The organism is Rhizobium tumorigenes, assembly GCF_003240565.2.
Lineage (GTDB): Bacteria > Pseudomonadota > Alphaproteobacteria > Rhizobiales > Rhizobiaceae > Rhizobium > Rhizobium tumorigenes.
In genome coordinates this window covers 165,142-184,401 of record NZ_CP117255.1, presented here as the reverse complement: position 1 = coordinate 184,401, position 19,260 = coordinate 165,142, and the positions used below count along the sequence as shown (strand labels likewise).

Below are 19,260 nucleotides of genomic sequence, written 5' to 3'. Positions count from 1 at the left end.
TCAGACCCTTTCGATGATGGTGGCGGTGCCCATGCCGGCGCCGATGCAAAGGGTAACCAGGGCGATATTGAGATCCCGGCGCTCCAGTTCGTCGAGCACGGTGCCAAGGATCATCGCGCCGGTGGCCCCTAACGGATGCCCCATGGCGATGGCGCCGCCATTGACGTTGATTTTGCCATGATCGATGTCGAAAGCCTGGCAGTAGCGCAGGACGACGGCAGCAAAGGCCTCGTTGAGTTCGAAAAGGTCGATATCCGCCAGCGAAAGGCCGGAACGCTTGAGCAGCTTTTCGGTCACATCGACTGGCCCCGTCAGCATCAGTGCCGGGTCGGAGCCGATGTTGGCGAAACCCTTGATACGGGCGCGGGGCTTTAGTCCCATGCTCTCGCCGCCAGCCTTGGAGCCGAGCAGCACGACGCCTGCACCGTCGACGATGCCGGAGGAATTGCCGGCATGGTGGACGTAGTTGATGCGCTCGATTTCCGGATGGGCCTGGATACCGACGGCCTCGAAGCCGCCCATTTCACCGGGCATCTGGAAGGACGGATTGAGGGCGCCGAGCGCCTGCATATCTGTGCCGGGGCGCATGTGCTCGTCATGGGCAAGGATGGTCAGGCCGTTCTGGTCCTTGACCGAAATGACGGACTTGTCGAACCAGCCGCTTTTCCATGCATGCGCCGCGCGCTTCTGGCTTTCGACAGCATAGGCATCGACATCGGCGCGCGAGAAACCGTATTTTGTGGCAATCAGATCGGCGGAGACGCCCTGCGGCATGAAATAGGCCGGAAAATTCACCGACGGGTCCATGAACCAGGCGCCGCCGCCCATGCCGAGCCCAACCCGCGACATGCTTTCGACGCCGCCGGCAATGACGATGTCGTCCGCGCCCTGGGCGATCTTGGCCGCAGCCAGATTGACGGCATCTAGGCCGGATGCGCAGAAGCGCGATATCTGCATGCCGGGTGCACGGGTCGAATAGCCCGCCTCGAAGGCCGCAGCCTTTGGGATGACCGCGCCGGCCTCCATGACGGGATCGACGCAGCCCATGATGATGTCGTCAACCGTCGCCGTATCCAGACCGTTGCGATCACGGATGGCCTCCAGCGTGCGGGCCGCGAGACGCACCGACGGCACCTCATGCAACGCGCCGTCCTTCTTGCCGCGACCGCGGGGCGTGCGGACATGATCGTAAATGAAAACCTCGGTCATCGTGTTCTCCCTGGCGACGGTATCCCGCCGAGCGATTTTTACGTCTAGTCGAATAGCGCCGCGACCCTGGCCAAGACCTCGTCAACGATGAAGTCTGGTGCCTTCTCCACGAAACGGCCCCGTCTTGCTTTGATATCGACGGCGCGGATCTGGTGGCACAGCACCACTCCCGTCGATCGCGTTCCAGCGCCTGACAGCGAGACGGCAAAGCCGGACGTCCTGGCAAACTGACCGCCGGTGGTGATAGGCGCGACGATCTGGGTTCCGTGCTGGTTGACGACCTTCGGGGACAAGATCATAGCGTAACGCTCATTCGCTTGCTCGCGCCCGCGTGTCGGCTCCAGATCGACAAACCAGATCTCACCTCGCTCCATCACTCGATAATCTCGTTGCCAACAGATGGCATATCGAGCCACTCCTGTTCCTCGGCTGTCCGTTCAGGCCAAACTTCCCATTCGGCCACGAGCTGCTCGACCGTGTATTTTGGCCTGCGGCGCGGCACGGCAATGATGTTTCCATCCTGTGCCGTCACGTCGAATTTGGTATTGGCCTGGAGGCCGAGCTCATCCGTGATGGCCTTTGGGACAGTCATCACCAGGGAGCCGCCAACGTTGCGCAAAGTCGATGCCACCATTATCACCTCCATTAAAAAGTTATATTTATGTATAACTTTGCGGCACAACTTTCAATGGTGGATCAAAATGCCTCCGCCGGCAGCGCCATCATCGTATCGGCACCAGCCTCCACGCGATGACGGCGCAGGGCCGTTTCCGGCAGGAGCCGCTCCATGAAGAAGCGGCCGGTCACCAGTTTGGCCTCGAAAAACTCCGCACGAGCACTGTCGCCGGAGGCAAGGCCTGTCTGCGCCGCTTTGACCATCTTCGCCCACATGTAACCGAGCACGACGAGGCCGAAGAGGTGCATGTAATCGGTGGAGCCGGCACCGGCATTGTCGGGCTTTGCCATGGCGTTCTGCATGAACCACATGGTCGCGGCCTGGGCATCGCCGAGGCCCTTCTTCAAGGCCTTGGTGAACGGTGCCATCGCTTCGTCGGCTCGGTTCTCCTCGCAGAAATCGCCGATCTCCTTGAACAGTGCCATCACCGCGCGGCCGCCGTTGAGGCCGAGCTTGCGGCCGACCAGATCGAGCGCCTGGATGCCATTGGCGCCTTCGTAGATCATCGCGATGCGGGCATCGCGGACATACTGGCTCATGCCATTGTCCTCGATATAGCCATGGCCGCCGAACACCTGCTGGGCCATGACGGCGTGCTCGAAACCCTTGTCCGTCATGACGCCCTTGAGGATGGGCGTCAAAAGGCCAAGGATGTCGTCGGCCAACTGGCGCTCCCGTTCGTCAGTCGCGCGGTGGGCGATGTCGGATTGCAGCGCCGTCCACAGCAAGAAGGCACGACCGGCCTCATTGAAGGCTCGAATGGTCATCAGCGTGCGGCGGATGTCGGGGTGGACGATGATCGGATCGGCCTTTCTGTCCGGCGCCTTCGCACCCGACAGCGAGCGGCCCTGGATACGATCGCGGGCGTAGGCGGCGGCGTTCTGGTAGGCGACTTCCGAGATCGACACACCCTGCAGGCCGACGCTGACGCGCGCCTCGTTCATCATCACGAACATGGCGGGCAAGCCACGGTTCTCCGTGCCAATCAGGTAGCCCGTCGCGTCGTCGTAATTCATGACGCAGGTGGCATTGGCGTGAATGCCCATCTTGTGCTCGATGGCGCCGCAGCTGACACCGTTTCTGGCGGCCGGCGCGCCATCTTCGCCAACCAGGAATTTCGGCACGATGAACAGCGAGATGCCCTTGGTGCCCTCCGGTGCGCCCTCGATGCGGGCAAGTACGAGATGAACGATATTCTCCGTCAGGTCGTGCTCGCCAGCCGAGATGAAGATCTTCTGGCCGGAAATTCTGTAGCTACCGTCAGGCTGCAGGACGGCCTTCGTGCGCAGCAGGCCCAGATCGGTGCCACAATGGGGTTCCGTCAGGTTCATCGTCCCCGACCATCTGCCCTCGACCATTTTCGGCAGGTATGTGCGCTTCTGCTCCTCCGTACCGTGCACGAGGATTGCAGCCATCGCTCCGTGCGTCAGGCCGGGATACATCATCAGTGCCATGTTGGCTGCCGAGGTGTATTCTTCTACGGCGGCATGCAGCGTATAAGGTAGCCCTTGGCCGCCAAATTCCTCCGGCACGGCAAGACCGATCCAACCACCGGCGCAATACGAATCGTAGGCCTGCTTGAAACCTGCCGGGGTCGAGACGTTGCCGTCATCGCTGCGGCGGCAGCCTTCCTGATCGCCAGTATAATTGAGTGGAAACAACACTTCCTCGGCCATCCGAGCGGCTTCGCCAAGGATCGCCTCGATCATCTCAGGCGTCGCATCGGCAAAGCCCGGCAGGTTATTATAGCGCTCGAGGCCGAGCACATCGTTGAGAATGAACAGCGTGTCGCTGACGGGCGCGCGATAGACCGGCATCGTTCAAATCCTCCAATTCGCAAAGACGAGACCGAGGCTCCGTCCCTTCAACAAGCCTATGAAATATTGACGTGCGCGTAAACGTCAAATGTCTGACCCGAGGGTAAAACTTTTGTGTCGGAGGGCGTAAAATGCCGGAGGCAAGAGCCCAGACGCCGGGACCGGAGAAAGTGCCCCTCGGCTTCCTCAAAGATTACTTGCGCCCACAATCCCCGGATTGATGCGCAGAGAACAAAGGTTAAAGAAATTTTCGGGAAAGTTAACGGGTTCTTTACCACGTTTTGCGAATTTTGCGGCGTGAGCGGAGTGATCCGTATTCCATGCCGTAGTTTAGATTTTTGGAATACAGCGATCTCCACCGGTCACAGGAATGCGTACCGTAATACGCCCTTGCGTCTGGTGCTCTTCAGTCACTGCAGTTTTCGATGGCAGCGGCGCGAGTACCGGGGGAAACAGCCCGCAAGGGTCAAATGTCGAAGTGAGCAACACGATGAGCGGATCTCCATCACATCCTCCCCTGATGAACGACAGGACGGCTCTCGATGCACTCAGCCGCACGATCGAGGGTCTGGAGGCTCGCATCGAGGGTCTGATGGGCGCAGCAGGCGGCCTGGAAACGCCGCGCCCGCAGGCACCAGCGGCGGCCGTGCAATCTGCAGCGCGCCCGGCGCTTGCAGAGAGATCCAATCGCCTGGATCGTGCTGTTGCCAGCCGCGAGGCTAACGACAGGCCGTCGCGCGCCGAAGCACCGGCGCCAGCTCCACGCGCAGATCCCTTTGCCGAAATCCGCCAGCGCCAGCGCATACTCGGAGCCAGCCGCGACCGCAGCCAGGCCGTGGAGCAAGAGGCACCCGTCCGTCCGCCGCTCGCACCGCGCTCCGGAGAACCCGTAGCCTCGCGCCAGCCCGTGGCCCGCGTTGCGGCCGATAGCCGCCCTGCAGCGGATGCGATGACCGAGATCGCCCAGGCGCTGGTCAGCCTACGCCACGACCTCAAGAAAGACATCGCAGACGGGGTAGCGCGCGAGATGGGCGCACTCCGCGCCGAGATCCGCACGATCAAGGGCGTGGCCGAAGACCATAATTTCGCAGACAGCATGCGCGCCGATCTGACGCGTCTTGCCGACAGCATCGACCAGCTGGCAAACACCGGTGCAAGCCACGGCTCCGAGGCCGCCGCCCTGAAGGCAGAGTTCGACGATCTTCGCGCGCTGATGGACGGGCTTGCCCGCGAGGAATCCGTGCGGGGGATGGAGAGCCGCTGGGACAGCGTGGAAGACCGGCTGCAGGCAATTGACACATCCGGCCTGCAGGAAGAGCTTGTCGCGCTGGCCTACCGCATCGACGATATCAAGCGGCAGCTCGGAGGCATGAACGATAGCCCTGCGGTGCATGCGCTGGAAGAAAAGCTTATTTCCATTGCCACCGCCATGGAGCAGTTCGGCAACCTCATGCAGCCGCGCGACCGCGCCATGACCGAGCAGTTCACCGCAATCGATACCCGCCTCGACGAAATCAGCCGGGCGATCGCCGCTAGCGGACGCAGCACCGCGAACACGGCCGATCCGGCGCTGATCCAGCGCCTGGAGAACCGTATCAGCAGCCTCGCCGACCAGATCGATGTGATGAGCAGCGAAGCCATGCTGCGCTTCGAGCCGACGATGGATCTGGCAAGCCGTATCGAGGGCCTCAGCAGCCGCATCGACGACATGGCTCATGCAGAAACCGCGATCAACCTCGAAGAACGACTGAACGAGCTGTCGCGGCTGATGGAAAGCTCATACAGCCAGGCGCCGCAGCCGGATCTCACCGTTCACCTCAGCGATATCTCGCGCAAGATCGACGCGCTCGACCAGGGTGCGGTCAACGACGTGCTGGCCGAACGGCTGGAGCAACTGGCCCGCCGTATCGACCAGATCGACATGCATCCGCCGGCGTCGGCCTTCGACGAGACGGTCGTCGTCAGGCTCGAGAGCCGGCTTGCCGATATCGCTTCCCGGCTGGAGGAAAGCACTGCCGCAGCACCCACCGACAGTCTGGCCCTGCGCGGGCTGGAAGATCAGATCGCCCACCTCTCCGAACTTTTGAGCGAGCCGCGCAACGGTTTTCCAGTCGAATTCGACCAGCGCATGAGCGCGATCGAAGACTACATGAGCACCAACGACGAATATGTCATCGAAGCTGCTCGGCAGGCAGCCGAGACTGTCGTGCAGGCCTATTCCCGGCAGGGCGCCATGAACGGCGCGGCACCTGCGGCCGAGATGTCCGCATTGGCAGCGCTGGCCGAGGACCTTCGTCACCTCGAGGACATCAGCCGCAGCAGCGACGAGCGCACGCACCGCACATTCGAAGCCCTGCACAACACGCTGGTCCAGATCGCCGACCGTCTCGACAACATGGAGCGCAGCAAGCCCGCCGCCCGCATGCCGGTCGCCGAGTTCAACCCGCCGCCGCTCGAATATGCCGATGGGCCGCAAGCCCGTGCTGCCGCCCCTTCGCAGAAAAGCGGACCGGTGATCCGCACCGCATCCGCTGCAGTGCCGATGGCAACCGTCGCTGCGGCGCGAGCCGCTGCCGATACTGCAGTACCGGGCGTAGCTGAGGTCACCAATGCCGACGCAATTCCGATGGATGCCGAAACCAAGGCGCGCATCAAGGCGGCGGTCAAAAGCGAAGGCGGCAAGCCGAGCCTGTTTGCAGCCCTCGGCAAGCGTCTGCGACCGGGCCGCAAGGCAGAAACAGAGGCCTCGACCGACCGCCAGGTGATCGACCCGACGCCGTCGATCGATTCGGGCGACATGATGCATGCCGACGAGGCCAACGAATTGCTGGAGCCCGGCTCCGGCGCGCCGGATATCAAGAAGATCCTCGAAAGGGTACGGGCGAGCCAGAATGCTGCCCGCAATGGCGCAAGCAAGCCACAGACCGAAAACGAACGCGCCGACTACATCGCCGCCGCCCGCCGCGCTGCCCAGGCCGCTGCCATGGAGGTCGACCAGTCGCGAACGGCACCCACAGTCAAGGGCCCCGGCAAGACGGGAACTTTCGCGCGCTACCGCCGCCCGATCCTGCTCGCCGTCGGGGCTGCATTGCTGGCGCTGATGGCGTTTCCGGTGGTCCACTCGTTGACCGGCAAGCAGGCACCGGCACCCGCCGAAGTGTCCGCCTTGACCTCGGCGGCGACCCCGGCGCCAGCAGCAACCGATCCTGCAGCCGCCGCTCAGCCACAGCCCGCCACTGGCCCGACACAGGTCGCGCCAGCGCAGGCTGGCATGGCGACGTCGGCTGATCCGCTGACATCCCCCGTTCCGGCCGGCAGCGATCCCGCCAGCCAGCCGCTGGCCTCGCCGGGCGCACCTGCGCCGGGAATGGCAAATGCGACGCGGTCAGCGACAACCGCTCCGGACGTCGCTGCAGCCAACACCGCAGGCGATGCGACGACACCGGCAGCTCCGGCTGCCGTCATCGCCGTTCCCGACAGCATCCAGCCGCCGGCTCTTGCCGATGCAGCCCGCCAGGGCGATGCTCTGGCACTGTTCGAGATCGGCGCACGCTTTACCGAAGGCCGTGGTTTGCCGACCGATCTGAAGCAGGCGGCAAGCTGGTACCAGCTCTCTGCCGACAAGGGCTTTGCCCCCGCGCAGTACCGTCTCGCCAGCATGTATGAAAAGGGCAATGGTCTCGACCGGGACCTCGCAAAAGCCAAGCAATATTACCAGCTGGCAGCCGACCAGGGGAACGCCAGCGCCATGCACAATCTGGCGGTTCTGTTCGCATCCGGCGCCGCCGGCGCGCAGGATTATGCCGCAGCCGTCGACTGGTTCACAAAAGCCGCCAATTTCGGCGTCTCCGACAGCCAGTTCAACCTCGCCATCCTTTATGCGCGCGGCAACGGCGTGAAGCAGGATCTCACAGAATCCTACAAGTGGTTCGCCATCGCCGCCAAGGGCGGCGACAAGGATGCGGCACAGAAGCGCGATGAAGTGGCCAACTCCCTGAAGCCAGACCAGTTGCAGGCAGCCAAGGAAAAGGTCGATCTCTGGAAGCAGCAGCCACTGGACGACAAGAGCAACCGCGCCGACATTCCCGATGCATGGGCCGGCAAAAGCGTCCACACCGGCTCGGTCGATATGAAAAAGGCTGTCCGCAACATTCAGGCGATTCTCAACAACAACGGCTTCGACGCCGGCACGCCTGACGGCAACATGGGCGACAAGACCGTTTCAGCGCTGAAAAGCTTCCAGAAATCGGTCGGTCTGACGCCAGACGGCAAGATCACCGATCAGGTCGTCAAGCAGCTGCTGGCCCGCAACAAGCCCGCCTGAGACCGACAAGTCTTCCGCAAATGCCCGGCCGGAGAAATCCTGTCGGGCTTTTTTGTATCCAGATTGTCAAGAAAAGTCGGCTTCTTCAGCCCCGCATCACTGGCGGCATAGATCACCCAAATCTCATAAAGTTAACCGGAACGAACCAAAGCGGGATTGCTGCGTTACCGAGCAAAATCCAAGCAAGGGTGGCGAATGAAGTTTTTTGCGCTGACGTCTGCGTGTCGTGGCATGGCCATTCTGGCTGCGGCTCTTATCCTCCAACCCATCAGTAGCGCTTTTGCTGCGGATACTGAACCGACGGAAGCGCCGCCAATCCCGGTCACGGCAATCACCGCCAAGCGCGAAACCATCCACAGGGTCATCAACGGCATCGGAACGGTGTCTTCGCTCCAGTCAGTTTCGGTGCGTCCGCGCATAGACGGCCAAGTGATGGAAATCCCATTTGCCGAGGGGGAGATCGTCGAGAAGGGAAGCCTCCTGCTGCGGCTGGATGACCGTCAGCTGGTATCCGACCTGACGTCTGCCAAGGCGAAAAAAGCCCAGGACGAGGCGCAGCTGCGCAGCGCCAAGGCGGATGCGGAGAGATATGCAGGCCTTGCGCAAAAGGGGATCGCGTCCACTGCAACCGTCGAGCAGAAAAATGCGTCCAGCGACCAGCTTTTCGCCGCCGTCCAGTACGACGATGCGGCGATCAAGAACGCCGAGACCCAGCTCGGATTTGCGACCATCGTCGCCCCTTTCACCGGCCGCACCGGATTTCGCCAGGTCGACACGGGCAGCGTCATCAGCGCGAGTTCGTCGACGGGGATCGTGACCATCACCCAAATGGATCCCATCGGCGTGTCGTTCGTTGCTCCCGGCGATCGGTTTGCGGAAATCCGAGATGCGCTGAAACAGGGCATTGCCGAGGTCGAGGTATCGGCAACCGATGGCACCCGGCAACTTGCCAAGGGCACGCTCTCGGTAATCGACAATTCAGTCGATGCAAGCAACGGGTCGATCCACCTTCGTGCCAATTTCGACAATGGCGACAGCCGCCTTTGGCCCGGCCTGCCGGTTGCGACGCGCTTGACGGTCGAGGTTCGCGACGGCGTCGTGGTGCCCGACAAGGCTTTGGCGCGCGGCCCGTCGGGTCTCTATGCCTATGTCGTCGGAAAAGACGGCAAGGTTGAAAAACGCGATGTCGTCTCCGCCTTCGTGACCGATGCCCGTGCTTTGGTAACGAAGGGCATTTCGGAAGGCGATCAGGTTGTCATGGACGGCCAGTCGCGCATCGGCGACGGCGTCAAGGTCAGCGTCACCCCCTGGAGCGGTTCCACGACCGGAGAACTTGCGGAGAAGAAATCCCCATGAGCGGCACCGATCCCTCCCAGACCGCTCAGCCTAAAGACTCGAATTTCTTCAGCTTTTTTATCGATCACCCCGTCGCGACTGGCCTCATCATGGCCGGTATCTTCCTCGTCGGCGCCATCTGCTATCCGCTGATGCCGGTATCAGCGCTGCCGCAGATCGACTTTCCAACGATCCAGATCGCGGCAAGCCTTCCCGGCGCGTCGCCGGAGACGATGGCATCGAGCGTTGCACAGCCGATCGAGGAGGCGCTTTCCCGGGTCAGCGGGATCACCGAGATGACGTCGAGCAGCTCGCTCGGCACCACATCGATCACCATCCAGTTCGCACTCAGCCAGGACATACAGACAGCGGCAAGCGACGTGCAGACGGCGATCAGCGAGGCGTCCGCAACGCTTCCGAAGGACATGCCGTCCCTGCCGACCGTCAGGAAGGTCAACCCCGCCGATGCGCCGGTCATGCAGCTGTCGGCGACCTCGGATACGCTGACGCTGCCGGAGCTCGACGAGTACATCGAACGGAACGTTGCCACCAAGATCGGCCAGGTTTCCGGCGTGGCTTACGTCAATATCGGCGGCAAGCAGAAGCCGGCGATCCGCATCGGCGTCGATCCCGGTCGCCTCGCGCAATCAGATGTGACGCTGGAAGACGTCCGCTCGGCCATCGGCAATCTCAGCCTCAGCGCCCCCAAGGGCAACATCGACGATCCGACCCGGACCTTTCCGATCTACACCAACGACCAAATTACGAAGTCGGCCGACTGGAACGATGCCGTCATCGCCTACCGCAACGGCGGACCGGTCAGAATCCGCGACATCGGCAACGCTGTCGATGGTGCCGAAGATTCGAAGATGGCACACTGGACGAACGGCGAGCGAGGGATAGCCCTCGACGTATTCAGGCAACCGGGCGCAAACGTCATCGGTGTCGTCGACGCAATCAAATCACAGCTTCCCGCCCTGCAGGCATCGCTGCCACGCGCTATCAAGCTGGAACTCGTGACCGACAGGACATCGACGATCCGGGCGTCCGTCGAGGATGTCCAGTTTACGCTGATGCTGACCATCGGGCTCGTGGTGCTGGTGATCTTCCTGTTCCTGCGGGATATCAGGGCAACCATCATCCCGGCGCTTACACTGCCGATTGCCCTTGTCGGATCGCTCGCACCGATGTGGGTTCTGGGTTTCAGCCTCGACAACCTCTCGCTCATGGCGCTGGTGGTGGCCGTCGGCTTTGTCGTCGACGACGCGATCGTCATGCTCGAAAACATCACCCGCCTGATCGAGGAGGGCCTGGAGCCGAAGGAAGCGGCCCGGAAGGGAGCGCGGGAGATCGGCTTCACGATCATTTCCATCAGCCTTTCGCTGATCGCCGTTCTCATCCCCATCCTGCTTATGGGCGGTATCGTCGGACGGATGTTCCGCGAGTTCGCCGTGACACTGACGATTGCCATCGCAATTTCGGCTTTCGTGTCGCTGACGCTGACGCCTATGCTGGCATCGCGCTTCATCAAACCGGTTCCAAAGGAGCAGCACGGTCGCCTCTACCGCGCAGGAGAAGCCTTCTTCGACTGGCTGCTGTCGCTTTACGCTCGCAGCCTGGCGCGAGTGCTTCGCCACCCTTATGTGACTTTGACCGTTTTCCTCGGCACGGTCGCGCTGACCGGCTACCTCTTCTTCATTATCGCCAAAGGCTTTTTCCCCGAGCAGGACACGGGCTTCATTGCCGGCCAGTCACAGGCTTCGCCGGATATCTCCTACACCGAGATGGCCAAGCTGCAGGAGCGGGTGAGCGCCATCATCCGCAAGGACCCGGCGGTCTATAGCGTGTTCATGGATGTCGGCGGCGGCAATGGCGGCAACGCGCTCAACCAGGGCCATGTCAATATCACGCTGAAACCGCTGTCGGAGCGCGACGCAAGCGCCAAGGAGGTCATCCAGCGGCTTGGTATTGCGCTCAACCAGCAGCAGGGCATCAAGCTCTTTATGCAGTCCGCGCAGGATATCAACATCGGCGCGCGTCCCGCCAAGACCCAGTATCAATATACGCTGCAGGACGGCAACATCAACGAGCTCTCGCAATGGGCAACGAAGGTGACCAACAAGCTGCAGAGCCTGCCGGAACTGCGCGACGTCGGCAATGACCAGCAAGCGGAGGCTCCCAACCTGTCGATCCATATCGACCGGGCTGCAGCCTCGCTCTACGGCGTCCTGCCGGCGACGATCGACGACACCCTGTACGATGCCTTCGGACAGCGGCAGGTGGCGTCCTATTCGACGCAGACCGATACCTTCCACGTCATCCTCGAGGTGCTGCCAGACCTGCAGCGCAAGATCGCGACGCTCGACCAGCTTTCGGTCCGCTCCAGCAGCGGCACGCTGGTTCCGCTGTCGGTTGTTGCCAAGTGGACGACAAACGGGGTGTCGCCGGTTTCGATCTCTCATCAGGGACAATCGCCGGCAGTGACGATCTCGTTCAACCTGGCACCCTCTGTGGCGCTCGGACAGGCAACGCAGGCAATCGAGGCCGCGGTACAAGGATTGCAGCCACCGGCATTGCTGCAGGCGAGCTTTTCCGGCAGCGCCAAGGCCTTCCAGGAGTCGCTGGCGACGGTACCGCTGCTCATCCTGGCTTCGCTGATCGTCGTCTACATCATCCTCGGCGTGCTCTATGAAAGCCTGCTGCATCCGCTGACGATCCTGTCGACACTGCCGTCCGCAGGCCTCGGAGCGCTGGCGGCTCTGATGATTTCGGGCTTCGACTTCGGTCTCGTCGCCATGATCGGCGTCATCCTGCTGATCGGCATCGTCAAGAAAAACGGCATCATGCTGGTGGATTTCGCCATCCAGGCAGAGAAAGAGGAGGGCCTGACCAGCGAACAGGCCATCACCAAGGCCGCCCATCTGCGTTTCAGGCCGATCCTGATGACGACGATGGCAGCCTTGCTCGGCGGAATTCCCTTGGCGATAGGACATGGCGCGGGATCAGAACTGCGCCAGCCCCTCGGTTACGCCATCGTCGGCGGCCTGATCGTCAGCCAGATCCTGACACTCTACACGACCCCGGTGATCTATCTGCTACTCGACCGAATGGGAAAACGGCGCGCAAACAGCCATCCAGAGCAGAAGGCAGGTGTCGCCTCTCCGGCGTGATGCACGACGCGCGTTCGGGGTCGTTGGGGTAAAGTATACCATCGAACGCCCCCGCGCATTGTCGCGACATCATGAGAGCCGAGCATCTGCCATTGCCATGGAGCCTTCGTCTATTTCATATAATATGACGATGCCGCTACTGGCCCAGTGAACGTCCGCCGCAAATGACAATGAGAACAACCATGACCGAAAGTGCTTCACGCATACCGCTCAAACTTATTGCCAGCGTCGCAGCCATCGCGCTGGTCGTACTGCCGGTTATCCTGGGCTCCTGGTACACGATCGATCAGGGCGAGCGCGGCGTGATCACGCGCTTCGGTGCAGTCGTTGGCACGGCGGATCCGGGCCTTGGTTTCAAGACGCCGTTCGTCACGGTCGTTACGCGCTTCCCGGTCCAGACACAGATCATCAAGATCGAAGACACGGAAGCCTACTCGCAGGACCAGCAGCCTGCCCATATGCAGCTTTCCGTCAATTACAGCATCACGCCTTCGCAGGTCGTCGATGTCTATAGCCAGTTCGGCAGCGCCGAGGGCCTTGCCGACCGCCTGATCCGTCCGCGCATCCAGCAGCAGGTCAAAAACGTCTTTGGACACTACACGGCGGCAACGGCCATCAGCCAGCGCGACAAGCTCAACACCGATATCCGCCAGGCGCTCAGCGACTCCGTCAAGGGGCCGGTCATGATCGAAGGCGTGCAGCTTGAAAACATCAAGTTCTCGAAGCCATACGAGGAAGCCATCGAAGCCCGCATGACAGCGGAAGTCGAGGTTCAGAAATCGGCACAGAAGGCGCAGAACGAAAAGCAGCTGGCGCAGATCACCGTCACCAAGGCGCAGGCCGATGCGGATAGTCAGCTTGCACTCGCAACCGCCCAGGCCAAAGCCATCACGCTTCGCGGCGAGGCCGATGCGAACGCCATCCGGGCCAAGGGAGAGGCTCTCCGCGACAACCCTGCGCTTATTCAATACCAGGCTATCGGCAATGGTTGGGACGGCAAATTGCCTACCTCGATGACGCCAGGCGGCGCCTTGCCGTTCATCGGCGTCCGGTAGCCAGGTCCGCCGACCATTGACGCGCTTTGCTTGCGGGAAGATATTCTCCTCGTGAAGCCTCGTCGTCGCGGCCTCCATGCCCCACATCGTGGGGCGCCCAATCCGGAGTGCTGATTTGCGTCATGTTGCCCTCATCGCGTTGAGGTCGTTGATCATCAGCCTGACTATTGTCGGGGCGCAGCATCTTTGGGGAATTGCATTTCCGGATGACAGCGTAAAATACTCGCTATCATCATTTGGAATTCTGTTTGTGGTCGGATTTGTTCTCTCGCTGTCTTTCGACATGTTCCAGAAAGCGCGCTGAACGACCGCATTCCTGCGCAGTGACCGACGTTGTGGCATTTGCCACACCCTTCGGAAAAATGCTTCTGCCCAGGAATGTCGATTGACTTACCATCGCCAAACCCAAACGTTCCTTAACGGGTTCCGGCTAGGGTTTCGTATGAGCGTCGCGCGTTCAAAGGGGAAATTTCATTAGGCGCCGGGTTTGCTGAACGAGCGCAGTTCATTTGGGGTCCGGCCGTGACGATTTACCTGCCGATAGCGGAATTATCGGTCAATATCTTCATCATCCTCGGCATGGGCGCGGCGGTCGGCTTCCTGTCGGGCATGTTCGGCGTCGGCGGCGGGTTTTTGATCACACCACTGCTGATCTTCTACAACATTCCCCCAATCGTCGCCGTCGCCACAGGCTCCAACCAGGTCGTTGCCTCCTCGGTCTCAGGTGCCATCAGCCATTTCAGGCGCGGCTCACTGGATCTGAAGCTCGGATCGATCCTGCTTGCCGGCGGCCTTGTCGGCTCGACGCTTGGCCTCTGGGTCTTCGTGATCCTCCGGCGCGTCGGCCAGATCGACCTGATCATCTCGCTTCTCTACGTATTCCTGCTCGGCACGGTCGGGACTCTGATGCTGTGGGAGAGCATCAATGCGCTGCGACGTGCCGCCGGCAAGGGCAAGCCGCTGCCCAAGCGGCCCGGCCACCATAACTGGGTGCAGCGGCTGCCGCTGAAAATGCGTTTCAAGAAATCCAAACTCTATCTCAGTGTCATTCCGGTCTTCGGCCTCGGTTTCTTCGTCGGCGTGCTGACGCCGATGGGGATCGGCGGCGGCTTTATCCTGGTTCCAGCGATGATCTACCTTCTGCGCATCCCCAGCAATGTCGTGGTCGGTACATCGCTGTTCCAGGTCATCTTTGTCACCGGCTATACGACCATCGTCCAGGCAGCCACCAACTATTCCGTCGATATCGTGCTCGCATTCGTGCTGATGGTGGCCGGCGTCATCGGTGCGCAATACGGCGTGCGGGTCGGCCAGCGGCTGCGCGGCGAGCAGTTGCGTGCCCTGCTCGGGCTTCTCGTGCTCGCCGTCGGCGTGCGCCTTGCCATCGCGCTGATCGTTACGCCGACCGATATTTACTCCATTGTGCTGGAGGGTATCGGCCAATGATGGGACGGACCCTTGTCCTTGCCGCCGCCTTGCTGCTGGCACCGCTTGGCGCCAGTGCCCAGGTCATGCTCGACGCACCGGCGACGCCCCTGCCCGAGACGATGGAAATCGGCACCTCGACCAGCGAGATCGCCATCACCTCGGATTTCGCCGGCGCCGACCTGACGATTTTCGGCGCACTCGGCAACACCGACCAGCTACTGCTGGCCATCGGCCAGTATGACATCGTCGTTGTGCTGGAAGGCCCGCGCGAGAATGCCACGGTGCGCAAGAAGCAGCGGGTGTTCGGCATCTGGGTCAACACGCGGTCGATGACATTCGAGCGCGTGCCGGAAGCCTATTCGCTGTCGAGCACACGTGCCGTCGACAGCGTCACGACACCTCTGGAACTGAACGACCGTGGCATCGGCCTCGATCATATTCCGCTCAACCCTGTCGGTTTCGTCGGCGACGTCGGAAACCTGCGTGAGTTCCGCGATGCGTTCCGGAGGCTGCAGGAGAGCGGCGGCCTCTACGACCGCGATCCGAGCGGCGTCCGCTTCGTCAGCTCCAGCCTGTTCAAGGCAACGTTGCGCCTGCCGGCCAACGTGCCGAACGGGGTGCACACGGTTCGCGCCTATCTGTTCAAAAGCGGCAAGTTCGTCGCCGAGAAGTCGCTGCCGCTGCGTGTGATCAAGACCGGCATCGAACAGACCATCACCGATGCAGCCCATGAGCAACCGATCGCCTATGGTTTCTTTGCAGTGTTCCTTGCCGTTGTGACCGGCTGGACGGCCAGCTTCGTGTTCAGAAAGAGCTAGAGAACTCGGCACTTCGGTGCTGCGCGAAGCTCCTTGGTTGCGTTGCGTTGCAAGGGACTGCAGGCCGTCGCAGGCAGGCACCATCGATATATGCTGCGGCGACGGAACAACATTGGTTCGAGACCATTGAGCAGCATGAAAACAACCGCGCTCCTCACTACCCTCGCCCTCCTCGTCCCCTTTGCCGCAACGGCTCAGGAGATGAAGCCCGACGCAATCAATGCCTCGTCGCTCGCGTCGATCCCTGCGGACCGTCCGGCGACGGCATCCGACAATCCCGATCCGGCGATTGTCCGCCTGCAGGTGCTACTCGACCGCGCCGGCGCGTCACCGGGGGTGATCGATGGTTTCTACGGTGAGAACGTCAGCAAGGCGGTCGCAGGCTTCGAGGCCATGAACGGGCTTGCGACCGACGGCAAGGTCGGACCTGATGTCACCAGCCGTCTCGATGCCAAGGCGCCGGTGATCGAGAGCTACGTGATCACAGCTGACGATGCCACCGGCATCGTCGATCACATTCCGACTGATTACGCCGAAAAAGCCAAGATGGAGAGCATGGGCTACACCAGCGTCGCCGAGAAGCTATCGGAGCGCTTCCACATGGCCCAGGCGCTGCTGGAAAAACTCAATGAAGGCAATGATTTCATGGTCGGCAAGACGATCCAAGTAGTGATGCCGGGTCCGCCGATGCAGGGCCAGGTCAAGCGCATTGAAGCCAACAAGAAGAGCGGCCAGGTTTTTGCCTATAACGCCGAAGGCAAGCCGATCGCCGTCTATCCTGCGACAGTGGGCAGCGAGGAAAATCCATCGCCAAAGGGACTGCACAAGGTCAAGGGCGTCGCCCGCAACCCGGTCTACCGCTACGATCCGGACAAGAATTTCAAGCAGGGCAAGAACGACAAGGTGCTGACGATACCCAAGGGCCCGAACGGCCCTGTAGGCAGCGTCTGGATCGATCTCACAGAACCGACCTACGGCATCCACGGGACGCCAGAGCCCGACCTTATCGGCAAGGTCGGATCACACGGTTGCGTCCGCCTGACGAACTGGGATGCCGAAGAACTGGCCGGCATGGTCAAACCCGGCGTGGTCGTTGAATTCGACAACTGATCGAGCCCGTGCCGGCAGCACTGCCTGCGCGGAGCCGGCAACGCATAGTCTGACGGTCCTTTCATAGACACCGACGCGGCATCTGCCACAACGTTGCTTGGTCACGTCCGCCACAAAACTGTCGCTCAATGTTCACGTAATCCTATTACATGCCGCTTCGGTCACCTTCTGGCCGGAGCGGCATTTTTCGTTGCAGTAACGCGGCCGGTCGCTCTTTTCCCACGGAGCAACCATGTTGTTGAAATCCATCGTTATCGCCAGCATGATGTTTGCTGCTGCGGGGAGCCCCGCTGGCGCGGGCGCGCTTTCCCCAGACAAGTACATCGCAGTCATGCGCCACGGCGTCCGGCCGCAGACCAGCAGCAAGGAGCTGTTGCATTACGCGTCCCGGCAGTGGCCGACATGGGACGTCGCCGACGGCATGCTGACAGGGCACGGAAAAGTGGCGGCCGAGCAACTCGCCGCCTGGGAGGTTTCCATGCTGCGCGCCAAGAACCTCGTTCCCGAGAGCGGTTGCCCTGTCCCTGGTTCCGTCTTCGGTTGGGCCAATGGTGCCATCCAGCGCACCATCGATACCGGGAATGGGCTGCTATCGGCGATGTTCCCCGGCTGCGGCCTTTCCGTCGGGTTCAACAGGACCAAGGATGTCGACGCGCTTTACGCGGCCTCGGAAACCTCCCTTGGGGCCGTCGATCCGGCCAAGGCGGAAGCTGCCATCCGAGGCACGGCCGGCGGCAGTTTCGATGCGATGAAGGCAAAGGCGGCGCCCTTGATGAAGGAGCTCGACACCATCCTCGGATGCGCGACGCCTGCCTGCTCGATGGAACAGCGGCCCTGGACGATCGAGACCAAGGCGGCAAAGGACGGAAAGCCGGCAAGCGTTTCCATGAAGGGACCCATCGTCGAAGCCGGCACGATCGTGCAGGTTTTCCTGCTGCAATATGTTAATGGTTTTCCTGCAGACCAGGTGGCCTTCGGCAAGGCATCGAGCGCTGCCGACATCATCCGCCTGTCGCTGCTGCGCCAGGTCAAATACGATATCGGCAACCGCGTACCCTACCTCGCGGCGCGCGACGTTTCGAATTTCCTCAACCAGGTGCTGCTCGCCATCGCTGCCGACCCGAAGGACGCGAAATCAGCGGAAGGACCACCGAACGCCAACTTCCTGCTCTTCATGGGCAGCGATACCCAACAGGCCGAAATCGCGGCGCTTCTTGGTCTGCACTGGCACATTCCGCCCTATCTGGACGACGAAACGCCGCCGACCGGGGCGCTGACCTTCGAGCGGTTGCGCGATGGCGCGGGCAAGGCCTATGTCCGTCTCGGCTTCATTGCACCGACCCTGGATCAGATTCGTGATGCCTCCACGATCGATGCAGCCTCGCCGCCGCTCCAGGCAGAGATAGCGATGCCCGGCTGCGAAAGCGAGAGCGTCGAGGGTGCCTGCCCGCTCGATCGCTTCCTGGCCCTGGCACGACCGAAGCTCGATATGACGGCTGTGGCCAGCCAAACTTACCACTGACAACGGGAATTCCGCAGGATCTCGATTAGCCGATGAGGCTCGCATACCGGACTGAATAGATACGGTCCCGCCCAAGCAGGTGGGCAACCAGCGACGGGTGGTCGAACAAGCCGGCCATCGCCTTGTGCCCGAGATCGAGGCCGCCACTCATCAGGCCGAAAGCCGGCATCAGCATGCGACCTCCGTCCGTTGCAAAGCAAGGGCGGCGGATCGATTTCTCCCGTCTGCGCACAGTGGCCGAGGGATGCAGGTGGCCGGCGATCTCTCCGGCCTGTCGGCCAGCCTTCGGTTCGTGCCGGAATGTCAGGCCGCTGTGGACAAGTTCGTCGAGCGAATGGCCTGGAAGACCGGTTGTGCCATCAGGGTCGTGGTTACCGTTGATCCATATCCATTCGCGACCGCGGGCCATGCCCGAGATCAGCGTCCGGAAAGCCTCCGGCATCAGGGCCGATCCCTTGCGATCATGGAAATTGTCGCCAAGCGAGATCACCAGTTTCGGATCGTAGCGGGCAATGACGGCGGACAACACCGTCAGCGTCGCCAGTGTGTCGTAAGGTGGCAGCATCATGCCGCGCCGGGCGAATGCTGCACCCTTCTCGAGATGCAGGTCCGAGACGACGAGGATACCCGCATCCGGCAGGTAGAGGCCACCCAGGGGATCGCAGACAGCCGCAACGCCATGGACGCTGGTTTCCGCGCCGGCTGATGTGGCAAGGCCGGTCATGTCGCGCGCGAGCGCCAGTCGGGTTATCAATAGTCCGCTTTCCAAGTTTCATTCATGCCGGTGCCTGTCGGG

13 protein-coding genes are annotated in these 19,260 nt (G+C 61.7%); 8 read left to right on the top strand and 5 right to left on the bottom strand.

Translation table 11 applies throughout. From position 1 onward, the window contains the following. From PR017_RS00930 to PR017_RS00915, 4 genes are all read right to left on the bottom strand, one after another. Entirely contained in the window at window positions 1-1,209 is a 1,209-nt protein-coding gene (locus PR017_RS00930) for an acetyl-CoA C-acetyltransferase (protein ID WP_111216720.1), read from the bottom strand. Window positions 1,210-1,253: 44 nt separating this feature from the next. Beyond that, window positions 1,254-1,583, bottom strand: a complete 330-nt coding sequence (locus PR017_RS00925) for a type II toxin-antitoxin system PemK/MazF family toxin (RefSeq protein ID WP_111216718.1) — start codon at window positions 1,581-1,583, stop codon at window positions 1,254-1,256. Continuing rightward, the gene (locus PR017_RS00920; protein ID WP_111216716.1) at window positions 1,583-1,843 is read right to left on the bottom strand and encodes an AbrB/MazE/SpoVT family DNA-binding domain-containing protein; all 261 of its coding nucleotides are present in this window, start codon (window positions 1,841-1,843) and stop codon (window positions 1,583-1,585) included. The genes PR017_RS00925 and PR017_RS00920 overlap by 1 nt, the downstream gene beginning before the upstream one ends. Before the next feature lie 62 nt (window positions 1,844-1,905). Next, on the bottom strand, window positions 1,906-3,702 hold the full coding sequence (locus PR017_RS00915) for an acyl-CoA dehydrogenase C-terminal domain-containing protein (RefSeq protein ID WP_111216715.1): 1,797 nt from the start codon (window positions 3,700-3,702) through the stop codon (window positions 1,906-1,908). A 490-nt stretch (window positions 3,703-4,192) separates the two neighbouring features. Here PR017_RS00915 and PR017_RS00910 point away from each other — a divergent pair, with 490 nt between their 5' ends. The 8 genes from PR017_RS00910 to PR017_RS00875 all read left to right on the top strand — a co-directional run bounded on the left by PR017_RS00910 (window position 4,193) and on the right by PR017_RS00875 (window position 18,464). Next, window positions 4,193-8,026 carry an SEL1-like repeat protein gene (locus PR017_RS00910; RefSeq protein WP_111216713.1) on the top strand — a complete coding sequence of 1,278 codons (3,834 nt, stop codon included), beginning with the start codon at window positions 4,193-4,195 and terminating at the stop codon, window positions 8,024-8,026. Between the two features lie 195 nt (window positions 8,027-8,221). Next, window positions 8,222-9,382: an efflux RND transporter periplasmic adaptor subunit gene (locus tag PR017_RS00905; RefSeq protein WP_240538836.1), complete on the top strand. Its 1,161-nt coding sequence runs from the start codon at window positions 8,222-8,224 to the stop codon at window positions 9,380-9,382. Continuing rightward, a complete protein-coding gene (locus tag PR017_RS00900) occupies window positions 9,379-12,531 on the top strand; it encodes an efflux RND transporter permease subunit (RefSeq protein WP_111216711.1) in 3,153 nt (1,050 codons plus the stop codon). Before PR017_RS00905 ends, PR017_RS00900 begins: the two co-directional genes overlap by 4 nt. Before the next feature lie 182 nt (window positions 12,532-12,713). Continuing rightward, complete coding sequence (locus PR017_RS00895) at window positions 12,714-13,586, top strand: prohibitin family protein (protein WP_111216709.1); 873 nt, start codon at window positions 12,714-12,716, stop codon at window positions 13,584-13,586. 522 nt (window positions 13,587-14,108) lie between these two features. Beyond that, on the top strand, window positions 14,109-15,032 hold the full coding sequence (locus PR017_RS00890) for a sulfite exporter TauE/SafE family protein (RefSeq protein ID WP_111216705.1): 924 nt from the start codon (window positions 14,109-14,111) through the stop codon (window positions 15,030-15,032). Continuing rightward, on the top strand, window positions 15,032-15,832 hold the full coding sequence (locus PR017_RS00885) for a TIGR02186 family protein (protein WP_111216979.1): 801 nt from the start codon (window positions 15,032-15,034) through the stop codon (window positions 15,830-15,832). Before PR017_RS00890 ends, PR017_RS00885 begins: the two co-directional genes overlap by 1 nt. Window positions 15,833-15,967: 135 nt before the next feature. Beyond that, window positions 15,968-16,942 (top strand): L,D-transpeptidase family protein, encoded by a 975-nt coding sequence (locus PR017_RS00880; protein WP_111216703.1) that lies wholly within the window; start codon window positions 15,968-15,970, stop codon window positions 16,940-16,942. A gap of 232 nt (window positions 16,943-17,174) precedes the next feature. Beyond that, window positions 17,175-18,464 (top strand): histidine-type phosphatase, encoded by a 1,290-nt coding sequence (locus PR017_RS00875; RefSeq protein WP_111216701.1) that lies wholly within the window; start codon window positions 17,175-17,177, stop codon window positions 18,462-18,464. 25 nt (window positions 18,465-18,489) lie between these two features. Here the strand turns inward: PR017_RS00875 and pdeM are convergent, their stop codons facing one another. Next, complete coding sequence (gene pdeM / locus PR017_RS00870; RefSeq protein WP_111216699.1) at window positions 18,490-19,218, bottom strand: ligase-associated DNA damage response endonuclease PdeM; 729 nt, start codon at window positions 19,216-19,218, stop codon at window positions 18,490-18,492. Between the last annotated feature and the right edge of the window lie 42 nt (window positions 19,219-19,260).

What these genes read in the sequence shown, in the direction of transcription:
- PR017_RS00930 (WP_111216720.1), bottom strand. Translation starts at nt 1,209, where the DNA reads ATGACCGAGGTTTTCATTTACGATCATGTCCGCACGCCCCGCGGTCGC.
- PR017_RS00925 (WP_111216718.1), bottom strand. Translation starts at nt 1,583, where the DNA reads ATGGAGCGAGGTGAGATCTGGTTTGTCGATCTGGAGCCGACACGCGGG.
- PR017_RS00920 (WP_111216716.1), bottom strand. Translation starts at nt 1,843, where the DNA reads ATGGTGGCATCGACTTTGCGCAACGTTGGCGGCTCCCTGGTGATGACT.
- PR017_RS00915 (WP_111216715.1), bottom strand. Translation starts at nt 3,702, where the DNA reads ATGCCGGTCTATCGCGCGCCCGTCAGCGACACGCTGTTCATTCTCAAC.
- PR017_RS00910 (WP_111216713.1), top strand. Translation starts at nt 4,193, where the DNA reads ATGAGCGGATCTCCATCACATCCTCCCCTGATGAACGACAGGACGGCT.
- PR017_RS00905 (WP_240538836.1), top strand. Translation starts at nt 8,222, where the DNA reads ATGAAGTTTTTTGCGCTGACGTCTGCGTGTCGTGGCATGGCCATTCTG.
- PR017_RS00900 (WP_111216711.1), top strand. Translation starts at nt 9,379, where the DNA reads ATGAGCGGCACCGATCCCTCCCAGACCGCTCAGCCTAAAGACTCGAAT.
- PR017_RS00895 (WP_111216709.1), top strand. Translation starts at nt 12,714, where the DNA reads ATGACCGAAAGTGCTTCACGCATACCGCTCAAACTTATTGCCAGCGTC.
- PR017_RS00885 (WP_111216979.1), top strand. Translation starts at nt 15,032, where the DNA reads ATGGGACGGACCCTTGTCCTTGCCGCCGCCTTGCTGCTGGCACCGCTT.
- PR017_RS00880 (WP_111216703.1), top strand. Translation starts at nt 15,968, where the DNA reads ATGAAAACAACCGCGCTCCTCACTACCCTCGCCCTCCTCGTCCCCTTT.
- PR017_RS00875 (WP_111216701.1), top strand. Translation starts at nt 17,175, where the DNA reads ATGTTGTTGAAATCCATCGTTATCGCCAGCATGATGTTTGCTGCTGCG.